The 19003-nt window shown below is 40.6% G+C and carries 14 protein-coding genes; 5 read left to right on the top strand and 9 right to left on the bottom strand.

Features of this window, described 5'->3' with window-relative positions:
- Positions 1-18: 18 nt before the first annotated feature.
- From fre to QUE46_RS00595, 3 genes are all read right to left on the bottom strand, one after another.
- Positions 19-732, bottom strand: a complete 714-nt coding sequence (gene fre, locus QUE46_RS00585; protein WP_004588968.1) for an NAD(P)H-flavin reductase — start codon at positions 730-732, stop codon at positions 19-21.
- 103 nt (positions 733-835) lie between these two features.
- Positions 836-2302 (bottom strand): 4-hydroxy-3-polyprenylbenzoate decarboxylase, encoded by a 1467-nt coding sequence (gene ubiD / locus QUE46_RS00590; RefSeq protein ID WP_286245780.1) that lies wholly within the window; start codon positions 2300-2302, stop codon positions 836-838.
- A gap of 163 nt (positions 2303-2465) precedes the next feature.
- Entirely contained in the window at positions 2466-2756 is a 291-nt protein-coding gene (locus QUE46_RS00595; RefSeq protein ID WP_286245781.1) for an MliC family protein, read from the bottom strand.
- A 133-nt stretch (positions 2757-2889) separates the two neighbouring features.
- Here QUE46_RS00595 and QUE46_RS00600 point away from each other — a divergent pair, with 133 nt between their 5' ends.
- Together QUE46_RS00600 and QUE46_RS00605 are read left to right on the top strand one after the other, a co-directional pair.
- A complete protein-coding gene (locus tag QUE46_RS00600) occupies positions 2890-3801 on the top strand; it encodes a DUF808 domain-containing protein (RefSeq protein WP_286245782.1) in 912 nt (303 codons plus the stop codon).
- A gap of 114 nt (positions 3802-3915) precedes the next feature.
- Positions 3916-5874 carry a S9 family peptidase gene (locus QUE46_RS00605; protein WP_286245783.1) on the top strand — a complete coding sequence of 653 codons (1959 nt, stop codon included), beginning with the start codon at positions 3916-3918 and terminating at the stop codon, positions 5872-5874.
- 50 nt (positions 5875-5924) lie between these two features.
- On the opposite strand, the gene QUE46_RS00610 is transcribed toward QUE46_RS00605, so the two are convergent.
- The 3 genes from QUE46_RS00610 to QUE46_RS00620 form a co-directional block, all read right to left on the bottom strand.
- Positions 5925-6866: a tetratricopeptide repeat protein gene (locus QUE46_RS00610; RefSeq protein ID WP_286245784.1), complete on the bottom strand. Its 942-nt coding sequence runs from the start codon at positions 6864-6866 to the stop codon at positions 5925-5927.
- 93 nt (positions 6867-6959) lie between these two features.
- Positions 6960-8360: a M20/M25/M40 family metallo-hydrolase gene (locus QUE46_RS00615; protein WP_286245785.1), complete on the bottom strand. Its 1401-nt coding sequence runs from the start codon at positions 8358-8360 to the stop codon at positions 6960-6962.
- A 150-nt stretch (positions 8361-8510) separates the two neighbouring features.
- Positions 8511-10589 (bottom strand): TonB-dependent siderophore receptor, encoded by a 2079-nt coding sequence (locus QUE46_RS00620; RefSeq protein ID WP_286245786.1) that lies wholly within the window; start codon positions 10587-10589, stop codon positions 8511-8513.
- Between the two features lie 207 nt (positions 10590-10796).
- On the opposite strand from QUE46_RS00620, the gene dbpA reads away from it, so the two are divergent.
- Complete coding sequence (gene dbpA, locus QUE46_RS00625; protein WP_286245787.1) at positions 10797-12185, top strand: ATP-dependent RNA helicase DbpA; 1389 nt, start codon at positions 10797-10799, stop codon at positions 12183-12185.
- Here dbpA and QUE46_RS00630 read toward each other — a convergent pair whose 3' ends face one another.
- Entirely contained in the window at positions 12186-12749 is a 564-nt protein-coding gene (locus QUE46_RS00630; RefSeq protein WP_286245788.1) for a DNA-J related domain-containing protein, read from the bottom strand.
- A 75-nt stretch (positions 12750-12824) separates the two neighbouring features.
- Here QUE46_RS00630 and QUE46_RS00635 point away from each other — a divergent pair, with 75 nt between their 5' ends.
- A complete protein-coding gene (locus tag QUE46_RS00635) occupies positions 12825-15638 on the top strand; it encodes a tetratricopeptide repeat protein (RefSeq protein ID WP_286245789.1) in 2814 nt (937 codons plus the stop codon).
- Between the two features lie 222 nt (positions 15639-15860).
- Here QUE46_RS00635 and rho read toward each other — a convergent pair whose 3' ends face one another.
- Together rho and trxA are read right to left on the bottom strand one after the other, a co-directional pair.
- Positions 15861-17120 (bottom strand): transcription termination factor Rho, encoded by a 1260-nt coding sequence (gene rho, locus QUE46_RS00640; RefSeq protein ID WP_004588958.1) that lies wholly within the window; start codon positions 17118-17120, stop codon positions 15861-15863.
- 183 nt (positions 17121-17303) lie between these two features.
- A complete protein-coding gene (gene trxA / locus QUE46_RS00645) occupies positions 17304-17630 on the bottom strand; it encodes a thioredoxin TrxA (protein WP_055015906.1) in 327 nt (108 codons plus the stop codon).
- Positions 17631-17721: 91 nt separating this feature from the next.
- Here trxA and rhlB point away from each other — a divergent pair, with 91 nt between their 5' ends.
- Positions 17722-18999, top strand: a complete 1278-nt coding sequence (rhlB, locus tag QUE46_RS00650; protein ID WP_054983731.1) for an ATP-dependent RNA helicase RhlB — start codon at positions 17722-17724, stop codon at positions 18997-18999.
- Positions 19000-19003: the final 4 nt, after the last annotated feature.

A 19003-nucleotide genomic window follows, 5' to 3' on the forward strand; every position in this document is an offset into this window, starting at 1 on the left:
TGTATTATCAATAAAAATTTATTTTATAAACGCAAATGCATCGGCGTACATGTTTTCACGAACAGCGCCATGAGCAATAAAGTCATCACGTACAATGCCAATCATGTCAAAGCGCCCAGCCATATAAATGTCGTAAGGTTCTAACGACACAATATCTTGCATCACGGCTTTGTGCACAAACCCGGTGTGACCTTGCCAATTAGCCGATGGGTTTTCTACAACAGGAATAAATTTAAAGTGCTCGTTACTTTCTGCCCATGCTTGCATTTCGCTGTGAGCATACAATGCTGACTCTTCTTTAACACCCCAGTAAAATAATACTGGGCGGTCGCAGTTAATTTCAGCTAGGTGATCAGCCATTGATTTTGCATAAGAAAACCCCGTGCCGCCAGCTAATAAAATAATAGGTCGCTCACACTGTAAACGAAGTTGTGATACACCAAGGCCGGCTTCTATATCTACCGGTGTATTATTTTGATGCGCATTACGCAAATGCTCAAGCGATTGCATTGCGTAAGAGTCGGCTTTAGATGCGCCAATATGAAGCTCAATTTCATCACATTGCGATGGACGACTTGCAATCGAAAATGCGCGCTTGTCTTTTTCGCCAAGTACAAGTTGCATGTATTGGCCAGCTTCAAACGTAACAGGTTGTTGAGGCTTTAAAATTACTTTATGAACAAATTCTGTAAGTGGGCTGATGGCAACAACTTCAGCTTTTAATGTTTGCATTTTTTACCTTTTAGCAGCGTTTACGCAGATATGCAGTTAAGTGGGGCAATATTAACATATCTGCGGGGTTATTTTATAGCCTGTTTATATTCACCAGGCGTGCTTAAAGTATATCTAGGCTTTGCCAAATTTCGTCAACGCGATCTTTTGTCGCTTTATCCATGACAATTGGCTCGCCCCATTCGCGGTCGGTTTCACCTGGCCACTTATTTGTTGCATCCATGCCCATTTTTGAGCCAAGCCCAGATACCGGCGAGGCAAAATCGAGGTAATCTATTGGCGTGTTCTCAATTAATGTAGTGTCGCGGGCAGGATCCATACGGGTAGTGATGGCCCAAATAACATCGTTCCAGTCACGGGCATTTACATCATCATCGCAAACAATAACAAACTTAGTGTACATAAACTGGCGTAAAAATGACCATACGCCCATCATTACGCGTTTAGCATGGCCTGGGTATTGTTTTTTCATGGTTACCACGGCCATACGGTAAGAGCAACCTTCGGGTGGCAAGTAAAAGTCGACGATTTCTGGAAACTGCTTTTGCAATATAGGCACAAATACTTCGTTTAATGCCACACCTAAAACTGCTGGCTCATCAGGCGGACGACCAGTAAATGTACTATGGTAAATTGGGTTTTTACGGTGTGTTAAATGGGTCACTGTCATCACAGGAAAATCATCAACTTCATTGTAGTAACCTGTGTGGTCGCCATACGGCCCTTCGGGTGCCATTTCGCCTGGCATAATGTAGCCTTCAAGTACTATTTCGGCACTGGCAGGAACTTGTAAGTCATTTGAAATTGACTTAACCACTTCTGTTTTACTACCACGCAGTAAGCCAGCAAAAGCATATTCGCTTAACGTGTCTGGCACAGGTGTTACGGCACCTAAAATAGTGGCAGGATCAGCCCCTAATGCAACCGAAACTGGGTAAGGCTCTCCGGGGTTTTCTTTGCACCACTCTTGAAAATCGAGCGCGCCACCGCGATGCGATAACCAGCGCATAATAATTTTATTTTTACCTAAAAGCTGCTGGCGGTAAATACCCAAGTTTTGGCGCTTTTTATAAGGCCCTTTGGTAACGGTTAAACCCCAAGTAATAAGGGGAGCAGCGTCGCCTGGCCAGCAATGCTGGATTGGCAACTTAGTTAAATCTACATCGTCACCTTGTAAAACAACTTGTTGGCACGGTGCTTTTTTTACTTCTTTAGCTGGCATGTTGAGTACTTGTTTATATACCGGAATTTGCCCTAATGCTTCTTTAATCCCTTTTGGTGGCTCGGGCTCTTTTAAAAAAGCAAGCAGCTTGCCAACTTCACGCAGCTCGCTTACATCTTCTTGGCCCATGCCCATAGCAACACGCTTAGGTGTACCAAATAAGTTTGCGAGCACAGGCATACTGTGACCTTTTGGGTTTTCGAACAATAATGCGGGGCCTTTAGCACGTAATGTACGGTCGGCTATTTCGGTCATTTCAAGATACGGGTCGATTTCTTGAGTAATTCGTTTAAGTTCGCCTTTTTTTTCAAGCAAATCGATAAAATCACGTAAATCTTTATATTTCATGGTAGGCCGCTACTAAGCAAAAAGAGAAAGTATTATACCCAACTAAACAACAAATGCATGCGCAGTTATTTAGCAAAGGCGATGGTTAAAGCTCGGCTAGTTTTACGCAGGATAATAAAAAAAGGATTAGTACAATAAGACTTTTATAGGCAGCATCACGCTATTACACGTTAGCGTTTGTTAGTTTACAGTGGTATTTATTACCTGAAATAATCAACATCGCTTCATCGGCTTTAGACCAAAATAACACTCGCTCATTGATATACTTTACCCCTGATGCGCTAGGCTCTTTATTAAGCGTATATGTTTGCTCATTTAAAGTAAGTGTTGCCCCAGCTCCTTGGTGGGCTAATTCTACTACGCGATCGTTGCATAAATAGTGGGTACTTTTAGGCTCATTACTACAGGCTGATAAAACCAGCATACTTGTAAAAATAACCACCAATGCTTTCATTAATATCCCCTAAGTAAGTTTGCCACTGCTAAAAATCACTGCGTTTAATCAGCATAACAAAGCAAAATTAACCGTTGGTGAAAATTACGGATTAAGCTATGTTGATAGCATTATTTTTTAGCTAGGAAGCAACATGGCAGGCATTAACCTTTTAACATTACTTGATGATATAACAACCTTACTTGATGACATTGCCACGATGAGTAAAGTCGCCACTAAAAAAACAGCCGGTGTACTTGGTGATGACTTAGCACTTAATGCCCAACAAGTGACAGGCGTTACAGCAGATCGCGAATTACCCGTGGTTTGGGCGGTAGCAAAAGGCTCATTCATAAATAAAGCTATTTTGGTGCCCGCTGCATTGCTAATAAGTGTATGGCTACCTTGGTTAATAACCCCGCTGCTAATAATCGGTGGCTTATTTTTATGTTTTGAAGGTGCTGAAAAAGTATTTGCTCGGTTTTTACCTCATCCCGACAAAGAGGCGGGTGAGTCGCAGCTATTAGACCCGGCTGAGTATGAAAAGCAAAAAGTAAAAGGAGCCATACGCACCGACTTTATACTCTCAGCCGAAATTATAGTGATCACTTTAGGAACAGTTGCAGGCGCCACACTTGTAAACCAAGCACTCGTTTTGTGTGTTATAGCCGTTTTAATGACCATTGGTGTATATGGGCTTGTAGCCGGTATTGTAAAGCTTGATGACGCGGGTTTGTATTTACTTAACCAATCAAAGGTGTCGGCTAATAAATTTAAAGAGTTGCTTGGTAAGGGGCTATTAGCTGCAGCGCCAAGGCTTATGCAATTTTTAGCCTTTGCCGGCACTGTGGCCATGTTTTTGGTCGGTGGCGGCATTTTATCCCACGGTATTGAGCTACTACATCATTGGCAATTAGAAGTAACAAATATAGGGAAGTCGTTACTAAATGGCACCGGCGAAACATTAGCCCCTCTTATATTCGACGGATTACTAGGGGTAGTAGCGGGGCTATGCATTGTTATTCTGCATTTAGTTTGGAGTAAACTTATTAACCCTAAGCATTAGATTATAACTCTATTAATTTACGCCTGTTTACATAAAAGGGAGAAGCATAGTGTATATTTTTGTTAAAAGTATGTAACATTAAAGCTTAATAAAAAATAAATAAAAGGAACTTTAATGAATAAGTATTTGGCTTATTTGTCACTATTGCTGGTCAGTATTTTTAGCTCTCATACTACAGCAAGTAACGACTTGGTACCGATAGAAAGCTTTAGTAAAGATATAGAGTTTGCAGGTGTAAAAATTTCACCTGATGGAAAGTACTTAGCTGTAATTACTCGCCCTGAAGGAAAAAATGTATTAATGGTGCTAACCACAGATACATTTAAAGTAAGTCATGCAATCAGGTTTCCTAATGATGCCCAGGTTGGTAATTATTATTGGGTTAACAATGAAAGAATTGTACTGGCTAAAGAGTACATTAAAGGCTGGAAAGATCATCCCGAATTTCATGGGGAGCTTTTTGGTGTAAATGCTGATGGTAGCCAAGGCAAATACTTAGTGGGTTACCAAGGTGAAATGCAAACGGGCACCCGCATCAAAAAAGCGACACCAATACGAGGTACTTCCTATGTACTAGACCCGCTTATTCATGATAGGCGTAAAATGCTGATCCTGACCTACCCATGGAGCGCATCAAATGAGCCGCATACAATAGTTTATGAAGTTGATATTTACAGCGGAAAGCGAAAAAGAGTCGCTCGTTCACCATCAAAAATGGCAGGCTTTTTAACAGATCATGATGGTAATGTGCGTGTTGCTGTTTCAAACGATGATTATATTAATCAAAACATTTATACCCGTGAGAAGTCAGGTGGTGAATGGCAACAGCTTGATTTAGGAGAGTTAAAATACACTGATATCAGCCTCCATGCGTTTGATAGTACGGGTGCTTCTGTTTATGTTACAGCGTCAGAAAATGGCGAAGCAAAGGGGCTTTATAAACTAAATTTAGAGAGCAAAAAGTTTGAGCTTTTGCATAAAGAACAGCATGTTTCTCCAAAAAAAGTGTGGGTAGATGAAGTTTCTAAAGAATTATTCGCAATTGAAAATGAGCTTGGCTATCCTGCCTATTCCTTTATAAATAATTCACATAAAAGTGAGCGCTTAAAGGCATTAATACAATCGCTTCAAGGGCAGCAAGTTCAGCTTGTTAGTAGTACTGAAGATGGTGAGAAGAGTATTATCTTTGCGTCCAGCGATACGAACCCTGGCAGCTACTACTTGTATGATGCCAAAAAGAATAGCTTACGCTTTTTGTTTGCGACTAAAAGCTGGATTAAGCCAACTGAAATGGCTATAACCAAACCAATAAATTATAAAGCGCGTGATGGCTTAAAAATATATGGATATTTAACCATCCCTAATAATACTGATGAGAAAAACTTACCTTTAGTTGTTATGCCTCACGGTGGGCCTCATGGACCAAGAGATTGGTGGGGCTATGAGAGCGAAGCTCAGCTATTAGCTAGTAGAGGCATTGCAGTACTAAAAGTTAACTTTAGGGGCTCTGGAGGCTTTGGTCGCAACTTTGAACATGCCGGACATAAAAAATGGGGTGCTGAAATACAATACGATATTATTGACGGTGTAAAACATTTAATTGAGCAAGGGACTGTCAATAAAGATAATATTTGTATAATGGGCGCAAGTTTTGGTGGCTATTCGGCATTACAAAGTGCAATTTTAGAGCCTGATATGTTTCAGTGTGCTATTGGTGTAGTTGGTGTGTACGATTTACCGCTAATGTTTGAAGAAGGCGATATCTCTGAACGTGACCGTGGACAACGCTATCTTAAAAGCGCGCTTGGTACTAATGAGGCACTGTTAAAGCGTTTTTCACCTAGCTACAACATAGACAAGCTTAAAGCGCCAGTTTTAATCGTACATGGTGGGCAGGATGAGAGAGCACCAATTGAGCAAGCTGAGTCTTTAGTTGCAGCACTGGAAAAAGAAAACCATCCCTACATATACGAGTTACTTGAAGATGAAGGGCATGGCTTTTATAAGGCTGAGCACAGAACGCGCTACTACAAGCAGGTACTTAACTTTTTAGATGAGCATATGACTTTCTAATTATAAGTATGAACGAAGTTTGAAAATGGTCAGTAAAACTGGCCATTTTTTTATTTGCAGTTTGCTTTATCGCACATTTCCTCTAATTCTATTTTCGCTTTGCTATTACCTTGCGCTATTGCCTGCTCGTACCAATGCTCTGCTGTTTTTACATTTTTAGTTACGCCTTGCCCATCTCGATACATTTGCGCAAGATTTAGCTGCCCCCATTGCGAGCCGGCATTTGCGGCAAGCTTAAAGTTTTCAGCGGCTTCTTTGTACTGTCCATTTTTAAAGTAGGTAATCCCTTGTTGGTTATTTTTGTCGAGCTTTAAACCTTTATATAGCGGTTTAGGTTTTGGCGGAAACATCACAAACCCACCATATAAACTATTTGCCGAGGGGCGCAGTACGTCGTAAATCACCCCGTCGCTATAGAGTCTTATCACTTCGCTACGAGGCAAAGTAATTTTGTCAGTTGAGAAATAACCGTTTTGCACTAATAAGCTAGTACGCATTGCAGTCGTAATGCCGTTGTTACGTTTATAGCTGTAGTTACTTACCTGAAAAGTTATAAACTGCTCATCAAAACTTAAAACCTGCGCAATTTTTAAGTTGGTCAGTGTCCATGGATCATGAGTAAATTTATCGGCGTGTACTAAATACGTGTCGTACGCTTTAGGGTTAGTTAAGTAGTGTTGCTTTTGCGCTTGCGCTGCAGCGTGTTGTTGGTAAAAAAACAGCCCCACCCATAACGCTAAAAACACTCCTATAAAGTATTTAGGTAGAGTGACAATTTCAAAAATAGGTAACTGCTTTAGCTTTGCAGGCGCATTATAGCCACATTGATAGCATTCGTATTTATAGCTTAGCGCTAAAGGTAAAACAGGAATAACCGTAAAGCGTAAAAAGCGACTTTGGTTTATTAGATGATAGGCGCGGCTATGGCAATTAGGGCAGCACTGCGTTTGTGCAAAATAAGGAAATGACTGACTCGTATTGAAAAGCAACATACCTACACACTCCTTGTTTTGTTTTATTTATATAAAGGTAAAACAAGGAGTGCGTTTATTAAAGCGACAAACTGTAAGTAAGTATGTCAGTTATTATTTTGTGTCTAATTTAGGTTTAATCGTGGTTTTGGCATCGGCGGCCATTAGCGCAAATACAGCATACGCAGCGGTATTTTGGCGCAGTTTAGCAGGTGTTACTTTATCGAGCGTGTCATCAGCTGTGTGATGGTAATCAAAGTAATCGGTGCCATCTTGAGCCAACTCAAATATAGGTGCTGAAACCGCTTTTTTAAATGGGATTAAATCAGGCCCGCCGTTAGCCTGGTTTTTACCAATGTACTCAATGTTTAATGGCGCCAGTTCTTTTGCTATAGCACGTACTACTGGCAGTGAAGTTGCATCTACATTAGACTCAAAAGCATATACAACATCGGCGCCAAAGTCTGACTCAGCAGCAGCCACTATATTATGCAAATCATTTTTATGTTGTGCAAAGTAGGCTTTTGCGCCCCAAAGGCCAAGTTCCTCGGCTGCAAAAAGTACAACGCGAATACTGCGTTTAGGGCGCTTAACGTCGCTAATATGTTTAGCGGCAGCCATTGTTAGCGCAACACCTGCACCATCATCTAATGCACCAGTGCCTAAATCCCACGAGTCTAGGTGGCCACCAATTAACACATATTGTTCAGGGTTTTCGGTGCCATTAAATTGGCCTATAACGTTATAGCTTGTACCTTCTCCTAGGCTTTGTGTTTGTATATTTATATTAACGGTTACTTCTTTATTTAAAGCCACTAAGCGAGCAATCTGATCTGCATCGGGGTTGGCAATGGTAACGTTGGGTATTTTTTTAATGCCTTCTTTATAGTGGCTGCCTCCTGTGTGAGCAAAACGATGGTGAGCTGTACTCACCGAACGCATCATGTAAGCAACAGCGCCTTTTTTTGCAGCTTCAACAGCACCTGTGCCGCGTGCTTTAACCGCTGGGCCGTAACCGTTGCCGTCTATGTCGCGGTTCATGCGGTAATTAATATAGGCAATCTTACCTTTTAAACTATTTGCTGGTGCTGCAATTAGCTCATCCAATGTTTCAAACAACACAACTGGCGCACTAATGCCATCTTTAGGTGTGCTTACACTGTTACCTAGGGCAGTTAAATGCAGTGGTTGCTCACTTGGGGTGAGTATTTTTCCGCTTTCGCTGTAACGGCGCCAGCTTGGAAAGGTTGCTTCTTCAAGCCATACTTTATCAAAACCAAGTTCGTTAAATTTTGCTTTAGCCCACGCGACTGCTTTTTTGTCGTTATCGGTGCCGGGTAAGCGAGGGCCAACTTCTGTTGTGAGTGATTCGAGTAGCTCGTAGCTTAAAGGGCTTTTAAGCGCAGGACTGCGCACTTCATCAACCTGTTGTAATTGTTTAGCGGTGAATTCTGCACTTGTTGCATTAGCAGTTAAGCTGCTAGTTAGTAAAAGTGCTGTAATAATTTTTTTCATATTGAGTAAGCCTTTTTATAATTACGTGCATTAGAGCATTTTTTTAAGGCTTTAAAAAATAGATGAGATGAATACAGTGATGTTTTTAATCGGCATTAAAAAGCCCGCACAATAATAATTGCGCGGGCTTGATAGGTTAAGTTTTATAACTTAAAAACTAAATTGAGCTGCTAGACGTACATTTGTGCCTTCGCCAACGGTTACGTTATTTAAACCACCGCCACCTAAGTAATCTTCATCCAGAAGGTTTTCAATGTTTAAACGAAGGTTTACATCGGTTTTGCTTACTTTAAGTTTGTAAGTTGCACCTACATCCACACGTGTGTAAGCATCTTTTACTACAGTGTTTGCACTGTCGGCAAAGCGCTCACCTTCATAAAATGCACCGGCATTAAATGCAATGGTGTCGTTTAACTCATAGCGTGTCCAAAGTGATGCAGACCACTTAGGGGCATCGGTAGGGCGTTTACCCTGTAGGTCTTCGTCACGCTCAAAATTTGCATCTAAGTACATAGTTGATGCCATAACAAATAAGCGATCGGTAGCTGCACCTTGCGCACTTAGCTCAAGCCCTTTATGACGTTGTTCGCCTACTTGGTTTGTTTCAGAGGTAAATTCACCCACTGGCACTTCAAGTGCTTCGGTTACTAAGGTGCCTTTTTTGCTAATATCAAATACAGCACCGCTTAACATTAGGCGGTCATCAAATAGCTGCCATTTTACACCAATTTCTTTTTGCTCAGAGGTAACAGCATCAAGCTTCATGCCGTTGTTGATGTCAGTTTCGCTTACTAATGTATCGCTACCTTGTGGCTCAAAACCTTCTGAGTAGCTAGCATAAATAGTTGCAGAAGGGTTAGGGTGATAAAGCACACCTACTTTTGGTACAAACGACTCGTTATCTGCGCCTTCTCTATTTTGCTCATCGTAACGGCCACCTAATGATACTTGCCACTGTGGCGAGAAAGTAATCAAGTCTTGAACGTAAATACCGTAGTAGTCGTATTCAGTTTCGCTAATAGTATCATCAGATTTATAGCTTACTGTTGGGCGGCTTGGCTCGCTTTGGCCGGCGGCAAAATCAAAATACTCTGCTGATGTACGGCGTTGTCCGTAATAGTAATCTAGCGAGTTTGCACCAATTAAAAACTGATGTTGTAAACTACCGGTTTTAAATTCACCAACAAAATCAATAAATGCGGTTTTAAACTGCCAATCGTCAAAACGGTCATAAGGGCGCGACTCATAGCTATCGCCTTCTACAAACGTACTTGGCTTACGAGGTGCAGATTCAAAACGTTGGCGCTCAAATGTTTGCTCGTTGTAACCAAGCTTAACTTGCCAGTGATCGTTTAAGTACACCTCAAAATCTACGCCTAAGTTTTCTACCGTTATGTCGGTAAATGCCCAAGACATATCGCGAATGGTTTTGTCATCGCCAATCACATTAGCGTTGTCATCTATCCATGCGCCTGTATCTAGGCCTGCTTCGTCATCTGTGCGGTCGTAATGTACGCGTACTAATGCGTTGTCGCTTAAATCGTAATCAACAATTACAGCACCTAAAAAACGGTCGCGTTCACGGTTTTCGCCGTTTTGGTATTCGCGCCAGTAATCAACATCTTGCTTTACTAAAATACCGCGTGCGCGTAAATCTTCAGCGTCGGTAAGTGCACCAGCCGCATCTAGCATAAAGCGGGTAGAACCATGTTGGTCTACATCTGCGCTGGCGTTAAATAATGTGGTCGCCGTAGGCTTTTTTGTCACCATGTTTACTAAGCCACCAGGACCAGATTGGCCGTATAAAATACTTGATGGGCCTTTAATAACTTCTACTTGTTGAAGAATTTCAATCGGTTGCTGGTAGTGAGACCAATGTTGGTGTCCGTCACGTAAATAGCCTGTCGAAGAACTCAGTTCAAAGCCACGTAAGTTAAATACTTCACGGTTACGTTGTTGAGAGCCGGCAGTTAAACTTGCATCGTTAGTAAGCACTTCACCAAGGGTGGTTGCTAATTGCTCGCTAATTATTGTATCGCTAATAACAGTTACCGATTGCGCTGTTTCTAACAATGACGCTGATGTTCTCATTGCTCCGTTAGCGTTGTCGACTTTATAGTCATTAAAATAGCTTCCTTTAACTTCAATTCGCTCTAAGTCAGTAGAGGCGGCAAAGGCGCTTGTGCTAATGGCACCAACAAGTGCTACGTACAGTGAGTTTAGTTTCATCGGTTACATCCAGTGTTAGGGTGTTAAAATTTTTTGAGGATCTTAATGAAAATTAGTATCATTTGCAACTTTTTTATTAACAAGGATTAATGCATCGTAAAATAATGCATAATGGGTATTAATGGTTGCCTAATCTGAATTCTGCTATTATAGAGCTCATATTTTGGGGCTAAGCCCTGTGTTGTTTTTATTATTTTGGAATTAATTGTGACTTCTACTGCATTTTCATCTTTGGCTTTACCTGCTGGTTTAGTTGATAATTTATCAACACTTGGCTACTCGCAAATGACGCCTGTACAAGCGCAAAGCTTACCGCCTGTTTTGGCAGGTAAAGATATTATTGCGCAAGCAAAAACCGGTTCAGGTAAAACGGCTGCCTTTAGTTTAGGTGTTTTAGCAAAATTAAATGTAAAACGTTTTCGTATTCAATCGCTTGTACTTTGTCCAACGCGCGAGCTGGCCGAGCAAGTGGCGGTAGAGATGCGCAAACTTGCCCGTGGTATTCACAACATTAAAATTTTAACCTTATGCGGAGGGGTTTCTATTGGTCCACAAATAGGCTCGCTTGAGCATGGCGCGCACATTATTGTTGGAACACCTGGGCGTGTGGACGATCATATTCGTAAAGGCACTCTGCGTTTAGACGATGTTGAAACGTTAGTACTTGATGAAGCAGATCAAATGCTTGATATGGGTTTTCAAGATACCCTTGATGCGATTATTGAGCGCATACCTCAAAATCGTCAAACGTTGTTATTTAGTGCAACGTTTCCGCGTGCAATTGAAGCGATTGCAAAGCGCGTATTAAAAAACCCAGAGATGATAAAAGTAGAAGAAGAGCAAGAAAAAAGTACAATAAAGCAATACTTTTACAAAATGGATAACAACAAACAGCGCTATTCAACGCTTAAGTTATTGCTACTTAAATTTACCCCACAAAGCTGTGTTGTTTTTTGTAATACCAAGGTAGAAACACAACAAGTTTGTGATGATTTAGCAAGTGAAGGCTTTAGTGCAGTGGCGCTTCATGGTGACTTAGAACAACGTGATCGCGAACGTACGTTAATTCATTTTGCTAATAAAAGCGCGTCAATATTAGTGGCAACCGATGTGGCTGCGCGTGGCTTAGATATTGACGACATGGACATGGTAATAAATTACCATTTAGCTCACGACCCACAAACCCATGTGCACCGTGTAGGACGCACAGGCCGAGCAGGTAAAAAAGGCATTGCGTGCTCTATTTATGGTGATGCTGAACAGTTTAAAGTGGCGCAAATTGGCGACCATTACGAACGAGACTTTTTGCCAGAACCAATGCCCGCCTTCAGCTTATTAGAAAAGCCGCCTTACAAGCCAGAAATGGTCACCCTAATGATTGATGCCGGCAAAAAGCAAAAAGTGCGCGCTGGTGATATTTTAGGTGCCCTTACTGGCAAAGAGGGGATTGCAGGGCGCCAAGTAGGTAAAATAAATGTACTTGATAACGTTGCCTTTGTAGCGGTAGAGCGTAATGCATCAAAACCTGCACTGCGTAAATTAACCGAGGGTAATATTAAAGGGCGTAAAATCCGCGCCCGTCGCCTTACCCGTTAATTATGTGTTTTGAGCAGCTAACTTTAGCTGCTCATACTCGGCTCTTATTTGTCTAAATTTACATGCGCTTCCAGTTTGCTTATCTGGATGATGTTTTAATGCCAATTGCCGCCAGCGCTTTTGTAGCATAGCCATGCTAAAGTTTGGCGGTAATTGCCAAGCCTTAAGTAATGGCTCAATACGCCCAACAGGCTGCTTTATTAGTGGGTTAAATTGCTGCCAAAAACTATCTAATAATGCCTCAATGTCTTTGGCACTGGTGTCGTAGTTTTCCCAGTTTAAATAGTAACTTTTTAAATGGGATTGCGTTGCTACATTGCTACTTGGCTCTGCAAGTTCAATATGTAATGACGATATAATTAAGTGCTTGGGTAATAGCTGTGTTTGCAGCTCAAATAACGCATTCATAATTAAAAAATTCTTTTTAAATAAATTTTGTTCAGGGTTTGCATCTAAAGGTGGTAACACCCCTTGCTCGGCCAGCGTTGCAGCTATGGTGTGAACTTTCCAAACTCGCTGAGATAAAAGTAGCTCAAAAATCTCATCAATCAGGGGGTTAAGCATTGTTTGCGCTCGTTTTGTTGTGTATCTTCAATAAAGATTACACTGACTAAAGCTAAAGTTTGAAGGAATAATATTATGCTAGGCAAATTGAAGTGCCTTTTATTTGTTTTATGTTGTGTGTTCATACTGCCTAGCTTTGCTCAAAATAGTGTATCTTTATTTGATGAATTTAAAAAAGAGCAGCAGTGGGACGTAAAACTCACGCTCGGTAATGCGCTGCTTGAAGCGAAAAACATAACAGAATCTCAAAAGGTCAGTGTTTATTCTGAACTTGCCGATTTAGCCTTCTCCTCAGATGATTTTGAAAATGCCCTGCAGTATTTTAAAAAATTAGAACAGCACACTTCCTTAAGTTACTTACCAGATATGCATTTTAGAGCCATTAAAATGCAAGGCGTTATGTTTTATTTTCAGGGGTATTTTCAGCAAGCTATTGTTGAATATAGCCGCGCCATGGTGATTGTTGAAAAAAACAATAAGCAAGTAGAACTTGCAAACTTGCTTAGTAATATTGGTTTAGCGTACTTTGAAATGAATAATATGGAGCTAACGCTCGAATATTATTTAAAAGCAAAAGAGATTTATGAGAAAAAGGGCAGTGCGCAAGACCAAGCTGATATATTACTAAATATAGCAGGGGTGTATATTCGGTTATCGCGTTATGAAAGTGCCATTTTATTTTATAAAGAAGTACTTAAAGTATATCAAAAATTAGGTGATACCAGCGGCATAGCACAAGTTAATAATAACTTAGGCGTTGCTTATTACGAGAGTTCGCAATTTGATTTAGCGCTGCATTATTACCAAATGGCATTGCGTTATTATATTTCTACTAATGACTATAATAAGTTATCTACCCAATACACTAATTTAGCAAACATCAATTTAATTCTTAATAACGTGGATACTGCCTACGAGCAAGCTAAGCTAGGGGTACAAAACGCTCTTAAAATTGCTAACCACAGTTTAGAGCTTAATGCCTTGCATGCACTGGCAAAAATACAATTTGTTAGAGGTGAGCTTACTGATTCACAAATAAGCTTAGATAAAGCAACCGATTTGGCCACACAATATAATAGTGTGCGTATAAAGCGCGATGCTTTTGGTACACGTTCGCTCTTAGAGGCAAGCAAAGGTAACTACGCTGAGGCATTAACGTTGCACGAAAAGTTTGTAGCAGAGCAGCGCGGTATAAATAGCGAAACAATTACCAGCGCCTTAGCTGTGCTGCAAAATCAATTTAAAGCTACTCAGTTAAATCAAGAAATTCAAAAGCTTAAGCAAGAAAGAAAAGTACAAAAGCTAAAAATGAGCCAGCGTTCGCAGCTTACGGTTTTTATTTTTGTTTTATTATTTTTAGTGATTGTAACGGGTACCGCGCTTTATCGACGAGGCGCAGAAAAGCGTGCTAAACATTTATTAAAAGAACAAGTTGCGCAGCGTACCGCAGAGCTACAAGCTATTGCCCAAGAGCTACGAGAAGCTAATGATGTTAAAAGCCAGTTTTTGGCAAATATTAGCCATGAAATTAGAACCCCGCTTACAGCTATTTTAGGCCAAACAGATGATTTAATTAATGGTTTGTACGAGCCCGAAAACCTACAAGATGAATTGAAAATAATTCAACGACATAGCGATCACTTAAAAAGCTTAATTAATGATGTACTCGATTTAAGCAAAATAGAAGCAAACAGGTTAGAGCTCAATGTTTCTTGCTTTGACATAGTGCAGCTAGTTAGCGATGTGCATGCCATGTTTATTACGCAGGCCAAAGCGAAGCATTTACAAATTCGTTTTGATAACCATGTAGGCAATACGTTTTATACCAAACTCGATTTAATGAGGGTGAAGCAAATACTAATTAACCTATGCGCTAATGCTGTTAAGTTTACTCAGGCGGGGCAAGTTATTATATCTTTAAATAAAACCGAGCAAGGGCTTGTTTTTATTGTTAAAGACACCGGTATTGGCATGAACTCATCGCAGCTAAAACAAATATTTGAATGCTTTAGCCAAGCCGATAACAGTATTAGCCGTCGCTTTGGGGGTACCGGGTTAGGTCTAAGTTTGTCACAACAGCTAGCTTCTATGATGGGTGGCTACATTAGTGTACAAAGTGAGTTTAAACGCGGAAGTCAATTCTCACTGTTTTTACCCTGTGTAGAAGTTGCAAAAGAGCAAGATGAGTATGAACATGTAAGCGCCTCTAAACAGGTTAAGCAGTTAACTGGGCGCGTAGTACTGGCTGAGGATCACCCTGATAACCGCAGGCTCATAAGTCGTTATTTACGTTCTATGGGGCTTGAAGTTATTGCGGTAGAAAATGGCGAGCAAGCGGTGGAGAAATGCCTACAAATATACCCAGACCTCGTACTGCTTGATATACAAATGCCTATTATGGATGGGCGTGCAGCGTTTACATTATTGCAAAAGTGCGGCTTTCAAGCGCCTGTTTTTGCTTTAACAGCTAATGCAATGAGCCATGAAATTGATGATTATCTTGCACTAGGGTTTACAGGATATTTAGGTAAGCCATTAGATAAAAACGCGTTTTATAACACCCTTGCTCAGTATTTAGATGAAGCAAAACAAGATGCAGCCTATACAGCTAAGATAGACATGAGCGATTTAGTAACAAGCTTTAAGCAAAGCTTCACGTTTGAAAGTGAAACTATAAGTCAGCACCATAACAGTAATGACCTAGAGGCATTACAAAAAGACAGTCATCGTATTTTAGGCGCTGCGCAAATGTTTGCGTTAGACGATATTGCCAGGGCCGCTAAAAATCTAGATATGGCTTTACTCAATAAACAAAGCCAAAGTAAAGAACACATTCAAAAGCTTGTGGATGAATTACAGCGCGTACTTAAAAAATATAACGAGAGTTAACTATCCCAATCTTATTAAGTTATTACACATTTATAGCGATAGATAAATAGAGTGGTAATAAGGCATGAATTTTGATACGTAGTTGCTCTACATAAGAAATTTATAACGCCATTAACGCTTTATTTAGCATGCTAAAAAGGCTAAATATCTAAGTTGATTGAATTAGCCGTTTAAACATAAAAAAAGCGCCTTAGGCGCTTTTTTTATGTAATGAAAACGCGGTTATTGGCGTTTCATCGAGTCGAAGAATTCATCGTTTGTTTTGCTCATAGAAAGCTTATCAATTAAGAACTCCATAGCATCAATCTCTGACATTTCATGAACAATCTTACGTAAAATCCACAGCTTTTGTAGCTCATCTGGTTTAGTAAGTAGCTCTTCACGACGCGTACCAGAGCGATTAAAGTCGATGGCTGGGAATACACGCTTTTCAGCAATCTTACGATTTAAGTGAAGCTCCATGTTACCGGTACCTTTAAACTCTTCGTAGATAACTTCATCCATTTTAGAGCCTGTGTCGATAAGCGCTGTAGCAATAATTGTTAAGCTACCGCCTTCTTCAACATTACGAGCGGCACCAAAGAAGCGCTTAGGCTTGTGCAGTGCATTAGCATCAACACCACCGGTAAGTACTTTACCTGACGAAGGTATAACCGTGTTGTAAGCACGTGCTAAACGAGTGATTGAATCAAGCAAGATAACCACATCTTTTTTATGCTCAACTAAGCGTTTTGCTTTTTCAATAACCATTTCTGCAACTTGTACGTGGCGAGAAGCTGGCTCATCAAACGTTGATGCAATAACTTCACCTTTAACGAGGCGTTGCATCTCGGTTACTTCCTCCGGACGCTCATCAATAAGTAAAACCATTAATGTAACATCTGGGTGATTGTGTGTAATTGATTGTGCAATGTTTTGTAGTAGCATTGTTTTACCCGCTTTAGGCGGTGCTACTAACAAACCACGTTGGCCACGGCCAATTGGTGATGCTAAATCAAGTACACGAGCGGTAATGTCTTCTTTACTGCCGTTACCGCGTTCCATACGAAAACGTTCGTTTGCATGTAGTGGGGTAAGGTTTTCAAAAAGAATTTTAGTGCGAGAGTTTTCAGGTTTATCGAAGTTAACTTCATTTACTTTTAATAAAGCAAAGTAGCGTTCGCCATCTTTAGGTGGGCGAATAAGCCCTGAAATAGAATCGCCAGTACGCATGCTAAAACGGCGAATTTGGCTTGGAGATACATAAATATCATCTGGGCCAGCTAAGTAAGATGCTTCTGATGATCTTAAAAAACCAAAACCATCTTGTAAAATCTCTAGTACACCGCCACCGAAGATATTCTCTCCGCCTTTGGCGTGTGCTTTAAGAATGGCAAAAATGATATCTTGCTTTCTTAAGCGGGCTACGTTTTCGAGCCCCATGGACTCAGCTAAGTTTACAAGTTCTTTTATAGACTTGTCTTTTAATTCGCGTAAATGCATATTGGTGGGTTCTTTATTACAATTGTCATACTCAAAATCGCTTTGATAGTTGAGTGAGGTTTGTTGAATATAACTAAGGATTAGTTGGCTTTATAAACTAGCAGTTCACTGGCATAGCGTCCAGTCTTTATACAAAATAAACACAAAAAAAGGGCAAAAACGCCCTTTTTTTTAATTTTTTACTTAGATATTGTTTTCTAAGAACTCAATAAGTTGAGTTTTAGAAAGCGCACCAACTTTCGTTGCAGCTACTTGGCCGTCTTTAAAAAGAAGCAGAGTAGGGATACCACGAATACCAAATTTAGGCGGTGTACCCGCGTTTTGGTCGATGTTTAATTTAGCTACTGTTACACGGCTGTCGTATTCATCAGCTACTTCATTAAGGATAGGGGCGATCATCTTACAAGGTCCGCACCACTCAGCCCAAAAATCTACTAGTACAGGCTTGTCTGATTGTAATACGTCAGCTTCAAAGCTATCGTCAGTAATTTGGATTATTTTCTCGCTCATTGCGCTCTCCGATTTAGTTAGGCGAAATATTTAGTGCGTATTTAAACACTCTTGTTTCTTATTGCAAGTTTAAACGTTATGCTTAAACGCTATGACTAAGACACATTTGACCGATAAAAAGTTTTCAGACTTTGCTATCGCACCGGAAGTGGTTGCCGGTTTAACCGAAAGTGGGTTTGAATATTGCACACCCATTCAAGCAAAATGCCTACCTTTTATTTGTGACGGACGCGATATCGCGGGCCAAGCACAAACGGGTACGGGCAAAACGTTGGCGTTTTTAACTGCCACGTGCCATCGGTTATTACAATCTAGCAAAGCACCTAGTAAACATCCAAGAGCCCTGATCATGGCCCCGACTCGGGAGCTTGCGATTCAGATACACAAAGATGCTAAAATTTTAGCGCCGCACTGTAATCTTAACTTAGGTTTAGTATATGGTGGCGAAGATTACGAAAAACAACGTGCACAATTAGAAAAAGGCGTTGATATTTTAATTGGTACTACAGGTCGACTCATCGATTTGTACAAGCAAGGCTGTTACACCCTTAATGAAATTGAGGTAGTTGTGCTTGATGAAGCCGATCGTATGTTCGATTTAGGCTTTATAAAAGATATTCGTTATATGTTCCGCCGTATGCCAGATACAGCAGATAGATTAAACCTGTTATTTTCTGCCACGCTTTCTTATCGTGTGCAAGAACTAGCCTTTGAACATATGACTAACCCTGAGCACGTTCAAATCGAGCCAGACGTAAAAACAGGTAAGCGAATTAAAGAAGAGCTATTTCATCCTTCTCAAGAAGATAAAATTAAGCTGCTATTAACTTTAATTGAGGAAGAATGGCCAGATAAAGCCATTGTTTTTGCTAATACAAAGCACAGCTGTGAAACAGTGTATGCTTGGTTAAAAGCCGATGGCCACCGGGTAGGTATGCTCACTGGCGATGTAAACCAGAAAAAACGTCAATCTATATTAGCGCAATTCACCAAAGGCGAATTAGACTTTTTAGTGGCAACCGATGTGGCAGCACGTGGGCTACATATCCCTGAGGTAAGTCATGTATTTAATTTTGACCTGCCAGATGATTGTGAAGATTACGTTCACCGTATTGGCCGTACTGGTCGTGCGGGCGCATCAGGTCATGCAATTAGCTTTGCATGTGAGCAGTACGCTTATAACCTGCATGAAATTGAAGAATACATAGAGCACAGCATTCCTTTATCACATTATGATAAAACCGCATTGCTAGATGATTTAACAAAGCCTACTATTCAAAGAAAGCGCAACTATTCTACAGGCCCACGTAATCGTAGTAATAATAACGGACGTCGCCCAAATAATAGTTACCAAAAAGGACGGTCGTAACTCG

Source organism: Pseudoalteromonas sp. MM1, assembly GCF_030296835.1.
Lineage (GTDB): Bacteria > Pseudomonadota > Gammaproteobacteria > Enterobacterales > Alteromonadaceae > Pseudoalteromonas.